A 19,582-nucleotide genomic window follows, 5' to 3' on the forward strand; every position below is an offset into this window, starting at 1 on the left:
AGCGCTAGAGTTCAGTTTGCATGGAGTAAATGAGTAGCGGAGCACAAAAAATCAAAAAGATACGGCCAGCAGAGTAGAATTGCCAACATGTCCCAAATTCTACATTAATAATATTTTGCACTACCCCACAACCTGCGCAATTTCCTGAATTTCTGCCATCTCCAAATACGGATGCATCGGCAATGACATCACTCTTTTTGCCGCCGCTTCGGAAATGGGGAACGTGCCTGGCTTTAATCCTAAATACGCAAAAGCAGGTTGTAAATGAAGTGGAACGGGATAATGCACGGCGGTTGGAATATTTTTTTCTTTTAAAGTGTTAATGACATTATCGCGATTTTCTACTTGAATAGTGTATTGCGCATAAACGCTGGTATTTTCAGGTGCAATAAACGGGGTTACCACTTTACCTTGCAAACATTCATTATAGGCATTTGCAACCATTTGGCGTTTTGCAATTTCGTCAGCAAAAATGGTTAGTTTGGCAATTAAAATTGCCGCTTGTAAGGTGTCCAAGCGACTGTTCACACCGATTAACGGATGATGATAACGGCGATCTTGTCCATGCACGCGTAATTGACTTAATTTTAATGCAATTGCATCATCATTGGTAAAACACGCCCCACCATCACCATAGCACCCTAATGGTTTAGATGGGAAAAAACTCGTGGTGGCAATCGTGGATAAATTACACGAACGTTTACCATGATGAGTCGCACCAAAACTTTGCGCGGCATCTTCAATCACGATTAATTGATATTTGGCGGCAATTTCATTAATGGCAGTAAAATTAGCAGGCTGACCGTATAAACTCACCGGCATAATCGCTTTGGTTTTTGAGGTAATTGCTGCTTCTATTTTTGACGGATCGATATTATAGGTATTTTCTTCAATATCAACCATCACTGGCACTGCGCCTAATAAAGCAATGGTTTCGCAAGTCGCAATAAAAGTGAAAGGTGTGGTAATAATTTCATCACCCGGTTTTATATCAATCGCCATTAATGCTAATTGTAGTGCATCGGTGCCGTTGGCACAGGTTATCGCATGTTTAGCGCCTGTAAATTCTGCTAATTGAGTTTCCAAGAGTTTAATCTCGGGTCCCATAATAAAATTACCGCTATCGATGACGTCTTGAATATTTTTATCAATCGCATGTTTAATCCGTTGGTATTGGGTTTTTAAATCGATAAATTGCATTCTCTTTCCCTCGCTATAAATTTATTGTTCAATCACAAAACATTCGCCGTTAATCACCCGATATATTTTTCTACTGTGTGGGCAAATGGTTTCACCTTGTCCGTGTAAGGGTAGATCTAAACGTTCACCAAATTCACTCATCCACCCAATTTGTTTGGCGGGCACGCCCACCATTAGCGCGTAATCTGGCACATCACGATTGACAACGCTACCAGCACCGATAAACGCGTATTTTCCAATGGTAATACCACACACTATTGTCGAATTTGCCCCCAGTGTTGCACCTTTTTTAACGAGTGTGTCGCGATATTCGTTTTTACGTTCTACGGCAGAACGTGGATTATACACATTGGTAAACACCATGCTGGGTCCACAAAATACGTCGTCTTCTAAAAAAACATTATCATAGACAGAAACGTTATTCTGAATTTTAACGTTATTACCGATTTTAACATGATTACCAACAAATACATTTTGCCCTAGTGAACAACGTTCACCAATTTCAGCGCCACCACACACATGAACAAAATGCCAAATTCGCGAACCTTTACCAATTTTTGCGCCTTCATCGACAATTGCAGTGGGATGCTGTTGATAATCTGTCATTATTTAAATCTCTAAGGGTAGGTGAATGGTAATGCCATCGCGAGCAGAACGATACGCAGCAATTAATAACTCTAAGGAATGCAAACCAGAACTACCATCGGTGGCTGCCCGAGTTTTCCCGCGCAAAGTATCGATCACATTTTGATAATAATAGGTGTGACCAAAACCTACTGCCTGCGTAGTTTCTTCAGACGCTTTTACAATGTGATTATCTTCGGGTTGCACGTCGGCAAATTCCCAATGTTCAATGTTATTCACGGAAACACCACCAATTTTTACTGTGCCTTTCTCACCTAAAACAGTCAGTGATGCTTCTAAATTTTTAGGGTACGTTAACATGCTCACGTTTAATGATCCTAATGCGCCATTACGCCAACGCACATTCATCACCGCGCTATCTTCGGTTTCGATATTTCGCGCTTGAGTTGCGGTAAAAGCACTCACACTTTCTACTGCACCAAATAACCAATGGAATAAATCGACATAATGGCTAGCTTGATTCATTAGCGCTCCACCATCATATTCCCAAGTTCCTCGCCAAGGAGCCGTATCGTAATAATCTTGTGGGCGTGTCCAGAATACATTCATGGCTACCTGATAAATTTTTCCAAATCGTTTTTTATCAATGGCTTGTTTTAATAATTGGAGAGTAGGGGTATTGCGGTTTTGTTTAACGACAAATAAATTCACATTATTTTTTTTACACACATCCACCATCGCTAAACCATCTTGCCATTTCACTGCCATCGGTTTTTCACAAATTACATGTTTACCTTGACCGGCACACGCCATGGTTTGCATGGCGTGCAAACCGCTGGGTGTGCAAATGGTGACGATATCAAGGTTGGATTTTTGCAACATATCGTTTAAATCGGAATAGCCATCCACACTTTCTGTTTGCATCGCATGGTGCAAGGCTTGAGGGTTGGCATCGGTAATTGCCACTAACGATAAATCATCTGTTAACTCACGAATCGCTTTAATATGTTTTTTAGCAATTTGGCCGTAACCGATTAAACCTATCCGAATTTTACGATCGTTTATAAGTTGGGATGACATTAATTATCTCCTCTAAGCAGCAATAATATGTTCAGCCGATTCCTGATAATAAACTCCACGGGTATCAACAATTAATTGAGCATGATTTTTGATTAACCGCCAATCAAATGCCTTATGTGCCGTGGCAATAACGACGCAATCGTAGTGTGCTAATATTTCTGGCGTTAGAGGGACACTTTTCATGTGTAAATCAGCGTATTTACGCATATGAGAAAATTCTTCCACATGAGGATCGCTATAATCCACTTGGGCGCCTTTGTTTAATAAGAGTTCAACTAATTCTAGCGAAGGAGATTCACGCATATCATCGACATTTTTTTTATACGCAATGCCTAAAATTAACATTTTACTGTCTTTAATAGGCTTACCTCGCGCATTCATCGCTTCAATGGTTTTATCAATCACCCAATGCGGCATGCTACTATTAATTTCTCCCGCTAATTCAATGAAACGAGTATGAATCCCATATTCGCGGGCTTTCCAGGTTAAATAAAAGGGATCGATAGGTATGCAATGCCCACCAATACCAGGGCCAGGATAATAAGGCACAAAACCAAATGGCTTGGTCGCTGCGGCATTCACAATTTCAAAAATATTCACATCCATCGCCGTGCACACTTTTTTCATTTCATTCACTAAACCAATATTTACAGCACGATGAATATTTTCTAATAATTTCGTCATTTCTGCTGCTTTGGTTGAGCTCACCGGCACGACTTGAGAAACAATTTGATCATAAAGTGCAATACCAATTTCTAAACACGCCGGACAACTGCCCCCACAGACTTTAGGAATGCTGGCGGTGGAGAAATCGGGATTGGCGGGATCTTCGCGCTCAGGAGAATAAACTAAGAAATAATCATGCCCGATTGCAAATCCTTTTGCTTGGAGACGTGGCAGTAATTCCTCTTCAGTGGTACCAGGATAAACGGTACTTTCAAGCGATAATACTTGCCCTTTGCGAAGATGAGGTAAAATATTCTCGACAGTATTAATGACATAACTTAAATCTGGCTCGCGATATTTATTAAGTGGTGTAGGAACGCATAAAATGATTGCATCCACCTGAGCAATTTGTTTGAAATCAACGGTCGCACGGAAACCCGCATGAATCGCGGTGGCCACAACATCGTGAGAAATATGTTTAATTTCGGACTGACCACGATTAAGATCATCGACTTTTTTGGCATCGATATCAAACCCAAGTACTTTGAATCCGACTTCGCTATAGCGTAGGGCTAAAGGTAAACCAACATAACCCAATCCCACAATACCAATTAACGCTGTTTTATCCTTTAACTTTCCCAATAAATTATTTTTCAGCATATTTCCCACCGTGCATGTTCGAGTTGTTCCATCTAGATACAAAAATTCTTCCCCAAAAGAAGCTGCACGATTCTATCATTACTCGAGAAGATTTGGTATGTTTACTTCCTATAACTTTTCATAAAGGATGATTCGCCATGTTTGAACAAACGAAGCCCGCCAACACTCAACGGCGTTACGAAATCACTCGCGCTGATTTGCCACTCTCGTGCCCCACCAAAGAAATGCGCTTATGGGATGCACATCCGCGAGTTTTTTTACCGATTGAACAAACAGGACGTGAAGTGTGTCCTTATTGCGAAGCTGAGTATATCTTGACTGATTTTATTGAGAAATAATTAATTTTTTCCTGGCTTGTAGCAATCCAGCAAAAATAAGATCGGCAGTTTTTTTTAAGTTGTCATCGGTTATTTTTTGAGATACTTCATCAATAACCGAGTCAATTTTATCAAGAATGTTAGTTAACAATTTTTCAGCAAGCTCTTGTGAATAACCTGCAAATTTAGCCGTACTTAAAAAATGCCGGCGTGTCATTTCATGCCAATGATAATGGCTATTCTTACCAACTAAGGCCATTGCCATCTTAGTCTTTTTTCTTTGTAATTGATTCGAATCCAAGAGTGGATAGGCTGACATAATATCGTATAATGGCGTGAGTTGATATTGACCATCTGCTTCTAAAAAAATACTAAAATTTTTGGCGTGCCCGTCAATTGCGGCCAATAGCCAATAAATTATTTGCGCGCTAAAAAATATTTCTCGATCCTTACTGGGTTCTTTTGATCCTAATAATAATTTCATTATTAATTTAATACTAGGTCCACCATCTGCTTGATATTTTAGATGTGAAGAAACACCAAGTGCTTGACACAAATCTTCTTGTGGCAATCGTAAAATATAATTTTTATCTTGTGACAATTTTCGATCAAAACGTTTCACCACTAATACTTTTACATCTTCAAAATATTTTATTTCACATTCAGCGACGGGCAAACCAAAAGCTTTAACAATTTGCGCACATATCCATTCATTTTCACAACTGTCTTGTAAATCGAACTGCTGATGATGAAGATAACCAATGGGTAATTTAAAAATATGCGTAGTGGGAGTGCAAAACTGCGGGAGATTCCATGTGTTTTGCCAAAATAAAAAAGCTGTTTTTTCTTGAGCACCAGCAATTGAAATTCGAAAATCCCGATAGTCTTTACTCATACCTAAAGGAGAAACTGAAATATTTCTTAAAATATTAGCAATTTGCCGTATGGTTAATGGCTGGTATTTCATCAAATGATTATTTTCTTCGAATTTCGCACTGAGTTGTATTGCACCTACGCAGTCTTGGCCAATTGCTGCTAGTAAATCGAATGGATGATGAGTATTGAGATGAAATTGCGCTTGAATACGTGCGTGAATTTGAGGATTATCTGGCAGTAGATTATCAAAAAAATGATACACTTCATCACCGGTGAACGGCATATCGGTTAATGGCAACGATAAAGAAATGGGACGTGCACCGGCTGTCGTTAGCCAATCCTTATGATACTGAAACATAAGCGAAGTAGCAGATTTTTTTGTCACAGTGCCAATCAAGACACCATTCATAAAAACATTAAGTTCATTACGGGCGTTTTGCATATTCACCACTCTTCACGCCATTGCTTATCTTCAGCAATCACCTCTGTTTTAGACAATAAAGTGATATCCATTTCCACCGCTGATAGAATTTGAAATAGAGTTTCTAACTTGGTGCTTTCTGGTTTATTTTCAAACGCTGAAACGGTTTGTTGTTTCAATCCTACTTGTTTAGCCACCATGGATTGAGACAACTTTAATTTCTTACGTTTTTCAACTACCATTAGCGCTAATTCTTTAGGTGAGTGAATACGTCTCATGCTGCTTACCCTTTGTAGCGGATATTTTGATAATACCTTCTATAACGGGTAAATGCAAGATTATCTGCTATAGAGGGTAAGAAGTAGTCGGGGTGTCTCATTTGAAATAAAAGTGGCCATCGCTACTTAAACGGGATTGAGTACGTAACATCTAGGGCGTGTTGACAATTCGCTATGCTGAGACGTAGCTTGTTGATTTTTGAGCACTAACGCGCAGTTTACACGAAGTAAATGAGCAGCGGAGCACAAAAAATCAACGAGATACGGCCAGCAGAGTAGAATTGTCAACACGCCCTAACATGAGTCTATTTTTCCTGGCTTTGCACTTATGCTTCAATCCAGGTCATATGAGATTTTTTTTAATTTAAGTGAAATAGGTAGAGTGAATAATAATATTTTAATTATCGGTCCGGCGTGGATTGGCGATATGGTGATCGCACAATCGTTATATCGTTTATTAAAACAACGTCAACCCGAAGCCAACATTGATGTCATTGCGCCAAGCTGGTGTGCGCCGCTATTATCTCGCATGCCGGAAATTCGTGCCTGTTTGGAATTTAAAATTGCTCATGGCAAACTCGGTTTAGCACAACGCTATCAATTTGCCCAGCAGCTTAAAAAAAATCACTACCAACAAGCTATCATTTTACCTAACTCCTTTAAATCCGCATTAATCCCATGGCTGGCAAAAATCCCACAGCGTCGAGGTTATCGGGGCGAATGCCGTTATGGTTTAATCAACGATAGGCGTTTATTAAATAAAAAAAAATATCCATCACTAGTGGAACGTTTTGCCTTATTGGCTTCTCCCGCAAATACGCCACTTCCAGCAACACTCCCATGGCCTGCATTAACCGTCGACAAAAATGCTCAAGCGCTGACTTTAAAAAAATATCATTTAGCGACAGAAAAACCTATTTTAATTCTCTGCCCAGGCGCTGCCTATGGCCCTGCCAAACGTTGGCCGATTTCACATTTTGCAGAAGTGGCCAATGATTATTTGCAACGTGATTGGCAAGTGTGGCTGTTAGGCGGTAAGGCTGAAAAAAATTTACATGATCAAATCCAATCTGCCTGCCATCATCGTTGTCAGGATTTATCGATGACAAGTTTAACTGAAGCCATCGATTTAATGGCACTCGCTAATTTAATTATTAGTAATGATTCTGGATTAATGCATATTGCAGCGAGTGTAGCCCGTCCATTAATCGCAATTTATGGCTCAAGCGATCCCCATTACACGCCACCGTTAAGTCAACACGCCCATATCGTTTCATTAGAATTATCGTGTAGCCCTTGTTTTCAACGCGAATGTCCACTGCACCATTTAAATTGTTTGCAACACATTACTCCACATCACATTATTACCACAGCAAATAATCTAGTATAAAAGGTAAAATTAACATGACACAGTCCAATCCCGCTATTCAAGTTGAAATTTTAGCGCAACATCGACGTTACCCCGCTCGTGTGACTAAAGTCACGACTGCTCACGGTGAATTTATTACGCCTTGTTTTATGCCGGTTGGCACCCGTGCGGCAGTGAATTGTATGAGTGTCGAACAATTAAAAGACGCGGGATCGCAAATTATTTTAGGTGGCAATACTTATCATATGTTACTTGCACCTGGTATGGAAATTATTCAACAATTGCGTGGCATGCATCACTTGATGAATTGGCATGCACCCATGTTAACCGATAGCGGCGGTTATCAAGTATTCAGTTTATCGCGTAATCAAAAAATCTGTAAAATCGACGATCAGGGTGCGCATTTTAAACATCCCATTAATGGAAAAATGTTGCATTTAACGCCGCAATCGTCGCTGAGTGCTCAAAAAATTATTGGTGCCGATATTATTATGGCGTTTGATCAATGCACTCCCGAAGAGGGCGGGCGAAAAGTGGCTGAGCAAGCCTTAAAGCGCACGCATGCTTGGTTAGAGCATTCCAAATTATTTCATCTTGAAAATCCACTCTCCGCGTATGGTTATCCCCAAGCCTTATTTGGCATTATCCAAGGCGGAAGTTTTCGCGATTTACGCCAGCAAAGTTGTGAAGTGATTTTAGCGATGGAACTGGATGGCATTGCCATTGGCGGTGAGGCAATTGGCTATGATATGGAAAAAACCAAGGAAATTTTGTCGTGGCTAGAACCTAGTATTCCCCAACAAAAAACTCGCTATACCATGGGAGTAGGATTATTTCCGCAAGATTTAATTGAAGTGAGTCAATGGGGAATTGATATTTATGATTGTGTCGCCCCCACTCGCAATGCCCGCCACGGCGCACTCTATTGCGGCCATCCGCAAATTAAAGAGGATTGGCTATATTTTCATAGCGAAGAAGATCGCGGGCGTTTACTCATTAAAAAAAGCCAATATGCGAGTGATGATAAACCCATTTGTGAACAGTGTGATTGTTACACGTGCCAACATTATTCACGCGGCTATTTACATTATTTATTTAAAGAAAAACAAAATTTATATTTTAATTTAGCCTGCATTCATAATATCCGCATGATGCATAAAACAACTGACGTCATGCGCGAGGTGATTATAGCAAATGCCGCACCCTAAGAGCCTGCAAAGTCTCCATACGTGATCATAAACTGTCGATTTTCTGTGCGCCAATGCTCGAAAATCGACACCTTCTGACTCAAGTTTAGAGACTTTGAACAGACACTAAACTTAGCGGGAAGCCATTAATAATCCCAAGCTTAATTCGCGGGTAAACGCATGACGATCGATAATTAAAATATGCCCACTACCTTGATCACACAAAGTTTGCGCTGCACTGATTAATAAAGAAAAATTGGCAGTACCCAAATGTCCTACGGAATTGCCGGTGAAAAATAAGCGTGGTCCTAATTTATTTTCTCCCATTAATTCTTTGGCGTAATGAAACCATTCCAGTTGTTGAATAGTTTCTGTGCCGTTGCTTAATAATACATAGTCTAATTGATGAAAGGCTAAACGGTGTTTGCGTAATATCAATTTAATAGCATTTAAATAATTTCCATGAGAGTCTAGAAAAAAATGCCATTGTGGGCGGCGTTGTCGCGTTTTTTCGAATAATAAAAATACCCCGGCTTCACCTGGCACCATTCCATCACGATTGCGGATCGTCATTAAGCGGCCACATCGGAACAATTGTTCAATATCCTGTAAATTTATTAATGAATCGACTGTCCCCACAATAATATAATCCCATTTACTAATTGCACCACTCTGTTCAATTTGTTGAATGATCTGTGCGGTGCTTTGTTGCGTCAGGTAGAGATGGCATTGATGTCCTAAAAAAATATCGTGGTTAATACGTGCCGTTAAATTTTCTGCTTCGATTATTTTTTTCGCAGCACGTGGCAAGGATAAAATTAAATGAATTTTTAATGAACGTTGCTTATTCACGAATTGATGGGCGACAAGTCGTCTTAAACATGTCATCAACAGGGTTTCGATACGCTCAGCAAATGATAAGGTTTTTAATGATAAAATCGGTGCCGTGATCGCTTGATCCTGATTGAGTTTCATTAAAAAAATGGGATAATCGCTATCTTGCTGTAAACCGGATTGTTGTTGAGAAAGGGCGTCGATAACAAACTGCGGTTGATCGCCAACACACGTAATAAGGCTACTCGCACCCACCCGTAATCGAGGTGATAACATCATTACCACCTCTCGAGATCGCTGACACACATCATAGTGAGTGCGAGAGCCTGTTCATGGAAGGGCAAGCCAAGAAGTTTAACTATAACAAACATCATTTACCTCAGTAATTTTAGCTGCTTGTTATCGTCCCTTCACATTGGAGTGCATGATACGTTATGTGGCATATCGCAAACAATGGTGTAAATTCTGAAATTTTATGCAATCAAAACTCACACAGCGTCAATTTTCCAACTGTATAGCATTTTTGCGGTTTTTGACCAACATTTTTGTGTCTGGTTTCACCCCTCGCCAGCGCAAAAAAGCTCTGGCAGCCTGTTCAACGAGCATACCAAAGCCATCACAACGGTGTTTAACACCATAATTTTGCATCTGCATGAGGAAGGAAGTGGGGGTATTAGAATACGCTAAATCGTACGCCAGACTGTTTGGGGTAACACACGTTTTGGGTAGCGGTAAATTTTCGGCAAACAAACTTGCCGAAGTTGCATTGATTACGATATCAAACGCATGTGCGGGGATATTGTTATAGTCTCCGTAAGTAAAGTCCGTGGGTTGAAAGCGGGTGGCTAAAGCCGTTAAACGATCGACATTGCGATTGGCGATAAAAATACACTCAGGTTTTGCTGCAATTAAATAAGGCAATATTCCCTGCACGGCACCCCCAGCACCACATATTAAAATGCGTTTATCGGCAATCTCGACGTGTTGATGCTCAATTAAATCATAATAAAATCCAGCCCCATCGGTATTTTCACCGGTTAATTTTTTATGCTCATCCCAATAGACGGTATTCACCGCCCCACACTCTGAAGAACACTTATCTAACCAGGGAATAATAATTTCTTTATAGGGCACCGTAATATTTACCCCTTGCCCACCTTGTGCAAAAAAATCGGTAAAGCCTTTTTGCAAGTCGATGGGGGATAACGGCAATTTAAGATAGTCGATATCTTGATCGGTTTGCTTGGCAAAATACTGATGAATTTGCGGTGAAAGTGAATGGTTTAATGGCCAACCAATTACGGCATAGGTGTCGCGATGAAACATAGTGAGTTATCATTTAAATTTAAAAAAACCATATTAGCATGAATGAGTTTAAGATCATGGGTATCTTGCAAGCTAAAATGAGTAAAAAATTGCAGATGGCATGAATATCGCTTAATGGTTTTTTTGCCAAATCTAATTCTTTAGATTAACAACTATGTGATTTACACTCCAACAACTTAATTCAATACCGTTGGTTTGTCCGCGAATAATTGATTCAAATCGAGGATATTCATTTCAGATGTCGGTGACGAATGCCAAGTATCTATGCGCATCGCGCGCAACACGGTAATTAAATTTTCAAAAGCCACTGATAAATTATTATATAATCTTGCAGACTGTTCATCACCATCGGCTAATAAACTATAAGCGCTTTGTCCCATATTCACAAAATAATCGTCGCTGACTTGGCGCTTTTGTGCCACACCTGGGAATAATCCTGAAAATAATAAACATTTATCGCCGACATCGCGTAATTGTATTTCACGTTTACGACGCAATAAATGTAAACTTTCTAAAAACTCCATGGCTAAAATAGCGCCGGCCATTTCAGGTCGTTGCGAAAAGCGAATTAATAAAAATACTAAATAACTTTCGAGATCTTCGTTTAAATAAATCTGGGTATGATGTTGAGCTTCATTGACTAAAGCATGCCACTGCGCCGTCATCGTTGGCTGTAAATCTATTTTTTTCATGTGGCACCCCCGTCAAGCTGGGCTCTTTACTCCTATACTTATAGTGTAGACCACTATTCAAGTTTTTGCGTTTGCCAACATTCCTGACTCTACTCTCGCATTTACCGATGAAATAGGTATATAATCGCTCACTTTTGACAGTTGAATGATAGATATGAAAACCGAATCCATCCGTAATATTGCAATTATTGCTCACGTTGATCATGGAAAAACCACGTTAGTCGACAAATTACTCGTGCAGAGCGGGAGTATTGCCGTGCGCAACCAAACCGTCACTCGCGTCATGGATTCTAACGATTTAGAAAAAGAACGTGGGATCACGATTTTATCCAAAAATACCTCGATTGTTTGGAATGATTACCGTATTAATATTGTGGATACCCCAGGACACGCCGATTTTGGTGGAGAAGTTGAACGTATTTTATCGATGGTCGATTCTGTATTATTACTGGTGGACGCGGTCGATGGCCCGATGCCGCAAACTCGTTTTGTCACGCAAAAGGCGTTTGCCCAAGGCTTATGCCCGATTGTCGTCGTGAATAAAATTGATCGTCCACAAGCACGCCCCGATTGGGTCATCAACCAAGTATTCGATTTATTCGATCGCCTAGGTGCTACCGATCAACAATTAGATTTTCCGATTATCTATACTTCTGCTTTACAAGGCTATGCAAGCTTAGACGATTCCGTCCGCGAAGGAGATATGACGCCTTTATTTGAAACCATTATTCGTCGAGTTCCCGCACCCGATGTCGATTTAGATGGCCCCTTACAAATGCAAATTTCCAGCCTTGACTATTCAAGCTATGTTGGCGCAATTGGCATCGGTCGCATTAAACGCGGCAAAATCAGCAAAAACATGCCGGTAGCCATTATTAATCGCGATGGTTCTACTCGCCAAGGTCGAATTTTACAAGTGTTGGGTTACAGTGGTTTACAACGCGAAGAAATCCCAGAAGCCAGTGCTGGAGACATTATTGCCATTACTGGCATTGAAGAATTAAAAATTTCTGACACCCTTTGTTCTCCGCAAAAAATTGAAATGCTACCGCCACTCTCTGTCGATGAACCCACCATTACCATGAATTTCCTCGTCAATAAATCTCCTTTTGCGGGACGAGATGGCAAATACATCACTTCTCGCCAACTGCGTGCGCGTTTACAACAAGAGTTAATTCATAATGTGGCGTTACGCGTAGAAGAAACTGAAGATCCGGATAAATTCCGCGTTTCTGGTCGTGGCGAATTACATTTATCTATTTTAATTGAAACCATGCGACGGGAAGGTTACGAATTAGCAGTATCGCGACCTGAAGTAATTATCAAAGAAATTGATGGCATAAAATCGGAACCGTATGAATTGGTCACCCTCGATGTGGAAGAACAACATCAAGGTGGCATCATGGAACAATTAGGTTTACGGAAAGGAGATTTACAAAACATGACCCCTGATGGTAATGGTCGTGTACGCTTAGATTATATTATCCCTTCACGAGGTTTATTTGGTTTCCAAACCGAATTTTTAACGTTGACTTCAGGTACGGGTTTAATGTATCACGTGTTTGATCATTACGGACCGATTAAATCGGGAAGTTTTGCCAATCGCCTTAATGGGGTATTAATTGCTAATGCGCAAGGGGTGGCGATTGCTTATGCGTTATGGAATTTGCAAGAACGCGGACGTTTATGTGTGAGTCCGCAAACTGAAGTTTACGAAGGTATGATAGTCGGCATTCATTCTCGTAATAATGATCTGGTGGTTAACGTTTCTAAAACAAAACAATTAACCAATATGCGCGCTGCGGGAAGTGACGAAAATATTATTTTAACACCCGCCATAAAATATAGTTTAGAACAAGCTTTAGAATTTATTAACGACGATGAATTAGTCGAAGTCACGCCACAACATATTCGCATTCGTAAAAAATTATTAACCGAAAATGAACGTAAACGCGCATCCCGTGGTTCTGATTAAATTGTAGCTGGAACGAACTTTGCCGTAGCCTGTAACGGAGCGCAAATGTAGCCTGGAACTTCGCTGCGCTGCGATCCAGGATCGGTGAAATTTTAAAACTTCGATCCTGGATTGAGCTTTGCCGTAGACTGGATTGAACGCAGTGAAATCCAGGGTTAACATTAAATTCAGTATTCATTTTTCAGTTTCCTTTCCTGGATCGCAGCGCAGCGAAGTTCCAGGCTACGGCAAAGTTCGTTCCAGGCTACAGCAAAGTTCGTTTCAGGCTCAAAAATACTCGATAAAATAGTTCTTTAATTTTTACGCTAAGTTTTATATAGTCATTGTCTTAAAAAATCATGAGGATCGTAAAATGAAATCCATTCTTATTTCAATCCTATTCATTGGCTGTTTCACTCTAGTTGGTTGCAATACCGTCAAAGGATTTGGGCAAGATCTTTCTGCGGGCGGACATGCTTTATCGAATGCCGCGCAAAACGCAAACTAAACACGCCAAATCATCATCGTTTAGAAGGATAATGCCATGCCAATTTATCGTGCCCCCATTCGCGACATGCAATTTTTATTACACGACGTGTTTGATATTAATCATCATCTGAATGCCATTCCGGCATTCGCTGATTTTGGTGTGGATTTAGTCGATACGATTTTAGAAGAAGCCGCTAAACTGAATGAAAATTTATTATTTCCATTGAATCAATCAGGCGATGAAGAAGGCTGTCGCATCGAACAACGCCAAGTGTTGACTCCTAAAGGATTTAAAGAAGCTTACGCCACTTATTGCGAAAATGGTTGGCCCTCACTCACCGCCGATCCTAATTATGGCGGGCAAAATGCACCTCACATGTTAGGTTGTTTAATGGAAGAAATGCTGGCTAGCAGTAATTTAAGTTTTAGTCTTTATCCTAGTTTAACCAATGGCGTTTATCGTGCCATTCACACTCATGCGAGTGACACCATAAAAAATAAATTTTTACCTAATATGGTGAATGGTCAATGGGCTGGCGTTATGTGTTTAACCGAAGCGCATTGCGGCACCGATCTGGGTTTATTGCGCACGAAAGCACTTCCTAATGCAGATGGCAGCTATAACATCACTGGTACCAAAATTTTTATTACTGGTGGCGATCAAGATTTAACTGAAAATATTATTCATCTGGTTTTAGCACGCACCCCAGATGCGCCTCCTGGAGTGAAAGGCATTAGTTTATTTTTAATTCCAAAAATTCTGGTGGATGAAAACGGTAAATTAACAGAAAAAAATGGCGTAGAATGTTTATCGCTCGAACATAAAATGGGAATTAAAGGCTCTGCTACCTGCGTGATGAATTATGAAAATGCCACTGGATATTTAATTGGCGAATTAAATAAAGGCATGAATGCCATGTTTACGGTCATGAATATTGAACGTTTGGCCATTGGTTTACAAGGCTTAGCACAAGCAGAAATTTCCTATCAAAATGCGGCAAAATACGCAAAAGATCGCTTGCAAGGCCGCGCAGCTACCGGCGCGCAATATCCCGAACAAAATGCCGATCCGATCATTGTTCACCCCGATGTGCGACGCATGCTCTTAACCATGCGCACCCACAACGAAGCCGCTCGCGCATTATTAGTATGGCTTGCGCAATATATCGATCGTTCCCATCATCTCAATGACGAATATGCGACAAACATGGTGGCGTTATTTACGCCAGTCATTAAAACATTTTTCACCGATTATGGATCAGAGGCGTGTAACTTAGGATTACAAGTCTTAGGTGGACACGGTTATATTAGAGAATGGGGCATGGAACAATTTGTCCGCGATGCGCGAATCGCCCAAATTTATGAAGGTGCCAATGGCATTCAAGCGCTCGATTTAATGAAACGCAAAATTGTAATGGATAAGGGGGCGACATTAAAATTATTTATTGAAGAAATTCACGACTATACGCAACAGCATTCGCATGTGGCATTAGAATTTTTACAACATGATTTGCAGCGCGCGACCCAAGCCTTACACGAATTAACCGACTGGATTATTCAAAACAGCGCGAGCGATCCTAATTTAATTGGCGCAGCCTCTTACGCTTACACCCATTTATTAGGGCTTATCAGCTTTGGGTATATGTGGTATCGCATGGGCTTTGTTGCTTTAACCCGAAGTGCCGATACTCCCGATCCTTTTTATGCGGTTAAACTCGACTGTTTGAATTTTTTCCGTCAATGCATTTTCCCCAAAGTCAGCAGCCTTATCGCCATCATTCGCGCAGGCAGTGAGCCGACGATGGGTATGGAAAATGACGAGTTTTAAGCAATTATAAAATTGATTTAAAAAATCAAGTCGTCCAAGTAGAGGACGATAGTGAAACAATCAATATTTCTATACTCAAAACAATGGGATTTTAGGCGAGGCGTCGAGTTAAAGATACGAAGGAATGTATACTGAATACATAACTGAGTAGCTTTAACTCGACAACAAAGCCTAAAATTCAAGTGTGAGTAGTATATTTCTGACTATTGCACGTCATGAGTCAATCTGTGTTTATTAACTGCTCTACATGACGCAAATAATACTGCGGATTTAAAGCTTCGCCCGTCGCTTGCTGGATCAATTCATCAAAAGTGAGTAAAGAACCTTGATTATGAATAGTGGGACGTAGCCAGTGAAATAATTCACTAAAATCGCCTGCTTGGATCAGCGATAATAATTTAGGATTTTTCTTTTTTGCACAATCAAATAACTGGGCTGCGATGAGCGCGCCTAAGGTATACGCTGGAAAATAACCAAATGCGCCACAAGGCCAATGAACATCTTGCATTACGCCGTCTTTAAAATTATTACGGGTATCAAGATCGAAAAATGTTTTCATATACTCATCCCAGATCGCTGGTAAATCGCTAATATTAATTTCATTATTAAATAATTTTTTCTCAATTTCATAGCGCATGATCACATGTAAGGGATAGGTGACTGCATCTGCATCCACACGAATAAGACTGGGTTTAACATGAGTGTAATGATGATATAAATTATTTTCATCTAAGCCTTCGCGTACTCCAAATATTTTATTAGCATGTTGTGCCATCACAGTCATAAATTCACGACTGCGACAGACTTGCATTTCAATCAATAACGATTGGCTTTCATGCACGGCCATTCCATAATGTTTACCCACGGGTTGAGTGAGCCATTGACGTGGCAAACCAAATTCATACATGGCGTGCCCCGTTTCGTGACACACGGCCATCGCCGCAGAAATAAATTCTTGTTCATTGTAACGCGTGGTTATTCGCACATCATCTGAAACACCGCCACAAAATGGATGATGACTCACATCTAAGCGTCCGCAATTAAAATCAAATCCAATCGTTTGCATTAACGCCACGCTTAATTGTTTTTGCTGATCAATGGGAAACGTTCCTGCTAAAGGTTGCAATGCGGGTTGTTTTGCAATAATTTTCTGGATTAAACTGGGTAATGCATTTTTAAGCGTAGTAAATATCGGATCGATTACGGCTTGGTTAATATCGGGAGAATATTCGTCGATTAATAAATCGTAGCCATTTTTTTGGAACTCTTGTTCGCGGATAGCATTAATTTCACGAATGGCATTAAAGGATTTTTGCAATAAAGGCTGAAAATCACGCCAATTATTTTGTGCTCGTAAATTTCGCCATGCTTGCTCGCACGCTAACGCTGCTTGGGTTTTTTGAGTGATTAATGCGGCTGGAATACAGGTAGCGTTCTTATAGTGTTTTTCCATTAATGCCAAATTACGTTGTTGCCAGGGATCGTCTAAATTTTCTTGTTTTGCCTGGGAAAGCCACTCAGCAATCCGCTTATCGACGGTCATTTCGTGAATAATGCCATGCAAACTTGCAATCGCACGACTGCGTGAATTGCCACTGCCTGCGGGCATAATCACAGACTCATCCCAAGAGACAATATTGCTGAGCTGTTGTAAATGATCGATACGTTGAAAATGTTCTTCTAAGCAGTGATAAGCTTTCATATTGACTCCGTCGTTGTTAGAATGGGCGCACCTGAATAAAGTGATTAACTACCGAGATTACCATATGTCGAATATTGATGAAATGTTTGATTTGGCACAAGCCGCACAAAAAAATAGTTACTGCGTTTATTCCAATTTTGCCGTTGGCTGTTGTATTAAATCGAGCCAAGACCATTTATACGCGGGATGTAACTATGAAAATGCCTCATTTTCATTAACGGCGTGCGCTGAAACCAGTGCAATTGCTCAAATGATTACAGCGGGCGAACAAGAAATTAAAGAAATTTTAATTCTTGGCCAAGATCACATTCTCTGTTTTCCGTGTGGCGCCTGCTTACAGCGCATCAGCGAATTTGCGGAGCCCACCACGTTAGTGCATTTATGTCAAAGTCAGGGCGTAGTAAAAACCCTCAAATTAAATGAATTATTGCCTTATGCATTTGGCTCTGAAAATTTGGAGAAATCAATATGACCATGTCTTTTCCTCACCAAGCCTGTGAAGTAATTCAATCAAAAATTGGAGAATTAAAACCAAAATTAGGTATCATTCTTGGTTCTGGCTTAAGCGCAATCGCCAAAACCATTCGCGATCCTATCACTCTTGATTACAAAGAATTACCAGGTTTTCCTGAAACAAAAGTCGAAGGGCACAGTGGTTGTTTAATCATTGGTAATTTAAACGGTGCAACCGTAGCGTGTTTACAAGGGCGAATGCACCGTTATGAACAAGGCCATGTCAACGAATTAAAAAATATGATCCGCACCTTAAAATTATTAGGCGTGCAAGATTTATTAATCACTAATGCTGCCGGTTCATTACGAGAAGATGTGCCCCCAGGGGAATTAATGCTTATCATCGATCACATTAATTTTTCATTCGATAATCCTTTAATTGGGCCTAACGAAGCGGAGTTTGGCGAGCGTTTTGTTTCGATGGAAGATGCGTATAGCCCACGCCTGCGCAATATGATTTTAACCACGGCGAAACATTTAGGCATTAAATTAGCCCAGGGCATTTATGTCGGCGTGAGTGGTCCTGCCTTTGAAACACCCGCAGAAATTCGGGCATTTCGCTTTTTAGGCGGCGATGCTGTGGGTATGTCCACCGTTCCTGACGTGATTATTGCTCGTCATTGTGGATTAAATGTTGCGGTTATTTCAGCCATTACCAATTTTGCCGCTGGCATGAAAAAAGCGGGGAAATTATCTCACGAAGAAACGCTGAAGTTTGGTAGCTTAACGGCACCAAAACTTGAAAAATTAATTTTGGCTTATGCAGGTAGTTTACGCGATGCCGATGAATAATAATTTCTTTAAAGAATTACTGCGAGAAAGTGAGCATGTGATTTGTAATGCTAATCACGCACAAAAATTAATTCGCTTATTAGATTTAACGAATTTAAATCTCGAGGCAAAACCCGATGACATTATTGCCTTAAGCCAACAAGCTGCGACTCCTTATGGTCACGTGGCAGCTATTTGTGTTTATGAAAAATTCATACCGTTAGTCAAACAGTCTGTTACTGATGCTCAAATCAAGATTGCCAGTGTAGCCAATTTTCCCGCTGGAACAGGCCATTTTGAAGAAGTCACACAAGCAATCCATCTTGCCATTGAACAAGGCGCAAATGAAATTGATGTGGTAATGCCTTATCAAGATTATCTGAAAGGACACACTGCGCAAGTATCGCAATTTATTAAAGCCTGTAAATTAACTTGTGGTCCGCAAGTTGTTTTAAAAGTCATTTTAGAAACCGGTGCACTCAGCGATCCGAATTTAATTTATCAAGCAAGCCTAGATTGTATAGAAAGTGGTGCGGATTTCATTAAAACTTCGACGGGAAAAATTCAACAAGGCGCTTCTTTGCAAGCGGCTTTTGCCATGCTCACCGCAATAAAAGATCAGGGTGGAACAGTCGGGTTTAAAGCGTCAGGTGGAATTAGCAAAGGCCAACAAGCGTTGCAATACCTTTATTTTGCGGAACACATTTTAGGCAAAGCATTTATTCAACCCACTACATTGCGATTTGGTGCAAGTAGTTTACTAATGGATCTATTAAAAATTTTAAGCACATAATTTTTATTTTTTAGGGCGTGTTGACAATTCGCTATGCTGAG

19 protein-coding genes are annotated in these 19,582 nt (G+C 40.4%); 9 read left to right on the forward strand and 10 right to left on the reverse strand.

Features of this window, described 5'->3' with window-relative positions; all coding sequences use genetic code 11:
• Window positions 1–120: 120 nt before the first annotated feature.
• From KIT27_06445 to KIT27_06460, 4 genes are read right to left on the reverse strand one after another with little or no spacing between them, the layout of a single operon-like run.
• A complete protein-coding gene (locus tag KIT27_06445) occupies window positions 121–1,200 on the reverse strand; it encodes a DegT/DnrJ/EryC1/StrS family aminotransferase (protein ID MCW5589288.1) in 1,080 nt (359 codons plus the stop codon).
• A 21-nt stretch (window positions 1,201–1,221) separates the two neighbouring features.
• Window positions 1,222–1,806 carry an N-acetyltransferase gene (locus KIT27_06450; GenBank protein MCW5589289.1) on the reverse strand — a complete coding sequence of 195 codons (585 nt, stop codon included), beginning with the start codon at window positions 1,804–1,806 and terminating at the stop codon, window positions 1,222–1,224.
• Window positions 1,807–1,809: 3 nt separating this feature from the next.
• Complete coding sequence (locus KIT27_06455; protein ID MCW5589290.1) at window positions 1,810–2,865, reverse strand: Gfo/Idh/MocA family oxidoreductase; 1,056 nt, start codon at window positions 2,863–2,865, stop codon at window positions 1,810–1,812.
• A 12-nt stretch (window positions 2,866–2,877) separates the two neighbouring features.
• Entirely contained in the window at window positions 2,878–4,191 is a 1,314-nt protein-coding gene (locus tag KIT27_06460) for a nucleotide sugar dehydrogenase (GenBank protein MCW5589291.1), read from the reverse strand.
• Window positions 4,192–4,328: 137 nt separating this feature from the next.
• Between KIT27_06460 and KIT27_06465 the strand changes: the two genes are divergently transcribed.
• Window positions 4,329–4,529 carry a zinc-finger domain-containing protein gene (locus KIT27_06465; protein ID MCW5589292.1) on the forward strand — a complete coding sequence of 67 codons (201 nt, stop codon included), beginning with the start codon at window positions 4,329–4,331 and terminating at the stop codon, window positions 4,527–4,529.
• On the opposite strand, the gene KIT27_06470 is transcribed toward KIT27_06465, so the two are convergent.
• Both KIT27_06470 and KIT27_06475 read right to left on the reverse strand, forming a co-directional pair.
• The gene (locus tag KIT27_06470) at window positions 4,516–5,826 is read right to left on the reverse strand and encodes a type II toxin-antitoxin system HipA family toxin (protein ID MCW5589293.1); all 1,311 of its coding nucleotides are present in this window, start codon (window positions 5,824–5,826) and stop codon (window positions 4,516–4,518) included. The two genes, KIT27_06465 and KIT27_06470, sit on opposite strands and share 14 nt — an antisense overlap.
• A gap of 2 nt (window positions 5,827–5,828) precedes the next feature.
• Complete coding sequence (locus KIT27_06475; protein MCW5589294.1) at window positions 5,829–6,083, reverse strand: helix-turn-helix domain-containing protein; 255 nt, start codon at window positions 6,081–6,083, stop codon at window positions 5,829–5,831.
• Window positions 6,084–6,465: 382 nt separating this feature from the next.
• Here KIT27_06475 and waaF point away from each other — a divergent pair, with 382 nt between their 5' ends.
• Window positions 6,466–7,473, forward strand: coding sequence for a lipopolysaccharide heptosyltransferase II (waaF, locus tag KIT27_06480; GenBank protein MCW5589295.1), 1,008 nt, complete (start codon window positions 6,466–6,468; stop codon window positions 7,471–7,473).
• A gap of 14 nt (window positions 7,474–7,487) precedes the next feature.
• Window positions 7,488–8,660 carry a tRNA guanosine(34) transglycosylase Tgt gene (gene tgt / locus KIT27_06485; protein ID MCW5589296.1) on the forward strand — a complete coding sequence of 391 codons (1,173 nt, stop codon included), beginning with the start codon at window positions 7,488–7,490 and terminating at the stop codon, window positions 8,658–8,660.
• Window positions 8,661–8,771: 111 nt separating this feature from the next.
• Here tgt and KIT27_06490 read toward each other — a convergent pair whose 3' ends face one another.
• The 3 genes from KIT27_06490 to KIT27_06500 form a co-directional block, all read right to left on the reverse strand.
• Window positions 8,772–9,752 carry a hypothetical protein gene (locus KIT27_06490; GenBank protein MCW5589297.1) on the reverse strand — a complete coding sequence of 327 codons (981 nt, stop codon included), beginning with the start codon at window positions 9,750–9,752 and terminating at the stop codon, window positions 8,772–8,774.
• 219 nt (window positions 9,753–9,971) lie between these two features.
• Window positions 9,972–10,799, reverse strand: a complete 828-nt coding sequence (gene aroE / locus KIT27_06495; protein MCW5589298.1) for a shikimate dehydrogenase — start codon at window positions 10,797–10,799, stop codon at window positions 9,972–9,974.
• A gap of 176 nt (window positions 10,800–10,975) precedes the next feature.
• The gene (locus KIT27_06500; GenBank protein MCW5589299.1) at window positions 10,976–11,491 is read right to left on the reverse strand and encodes a hypothetical protein; all 516 of its coding nucleotides are present in this window, start codon (window positions 11,489–11,491) and stop codon (window positions 10,976–10,978) included.
• 145 nt (window positions 11,492–11,636) lie between these two features.
• On the opposite strand from KIT27_06500, the gene typA reads away from it, so the two are divergent.
• The 3 genes from typA (at window position 11,637) to KIT27_06515 (ending at window position 15,762) form a co-directional block, all read left to right on the forward strand.
• Window positions 11,637–13,466 (forward strand): translational GTPase TypA, encoded by a 1,830-nt coding sequence (gene typA / locus KIT27_06505; protein ID MCW5589300.1) that lies wholly within the window; start codon window positions 11,637–11,639, stop codon window positions 13,464–13,466.
• A 352-nt stretch (window positions 13,467–13,818) separates the two neighbouring features.
• Window positions 13,819–13,953: an entericidin A/B family lipoprotein gene (locus KIT27_06510; GenBank protein ID MCW5589301.1), complete on the forward strand. Its 135-nt coding sequence runs from the start codon at window positions 13,819–13,821 to the stop codon at window positions 13,951–13,953.
• A 36-nt stretch (window positions 13,954–13,989) separates the two neighbouring features.
• On the forward strand, window positions 13,990–15,762 hold the full coding sequence (locus KIT27_06515; GenBank protein MCW5589302.1) for an acyl-CoA dehydrogenase C-terminal domain-containing protein: 1,773 nt from the start codon (window positions 13,990–13,992) through the stop codon (window positions 15,760–15,762).
• Between the two features lie 220 nt (window positions 15,763–15,982).
• On the opposite strand, the gene KIT27_06520 is transcribed toward KIT27_06515, so the two are convergent.
• Window positions 15,983–17,464, reverse strand: a complete 1,482-nt coding sequence (locus KIT27_06520; protein MCW5589303.1) for a carboxypeptidase M32 — start codon at window positions 17,462–17,464, stop codon at window positions 15,983–15,985.
• Between the two features lie 64 nt (window positions 17,465–17,528).
• Between KIT27_06520 and cdd the strand changes: the two genes are divergently transcribed.
• The 3 genes from cdd to deoC are packed head-to-tail and all read left to right on the forward strand — an operon-like array spanning window position 17,529 to window position 19,541.
• Window positions 17,529–17,936, forward strand: a complete 408-nt coding sequence (gene cdd / locus KIT27_06525) for a cytidine deaminase (GenBank protein MCW5589304.1) — start codon at window positions 17,529–17,531, stop codon at window positions 17,934–17,936.
• 2 nt (window positions 17,937–17,938) lie between these two features.
• Window positions 17,939–18,769 (forward strand): purine-nucleoside phosphorylase, encoded by an 831-nt coding sequence (locus KIT27_06530; GenBank protein ID MCW5589305.1) that lies wholly within the window; start codon window positions 17,939–17,941, stop codon window positions 18,767–18,769.
• Window positions 18,756–19,541: a deoxyribose-phosphate aldolase gene (gene deoC, locus KIT27_06535; GenBank protein ID MCW5589306.1), complete on the forward strand. Its 786-nt coding sequence runs from the start codon at window positions 18,756–18,758 to the stop codon at window positions 19,539–19,541. Before KIT27_06530 ends, deoC begins: the two co-directional genes overlap by 14 nt.
• Window positions 19,542–19,582 lie beyond the last annotated feature (41 nt).

It is taken from the genome of Legionellales bacterium, assembly GCA_026125385.1.
In the GTDB taxonomy this organism is placed as follows: Bacteria; Pseudomonadota; Gammaproteobacteria; order JAHCLG01; family JAHCLG01; genus JAHCLG01.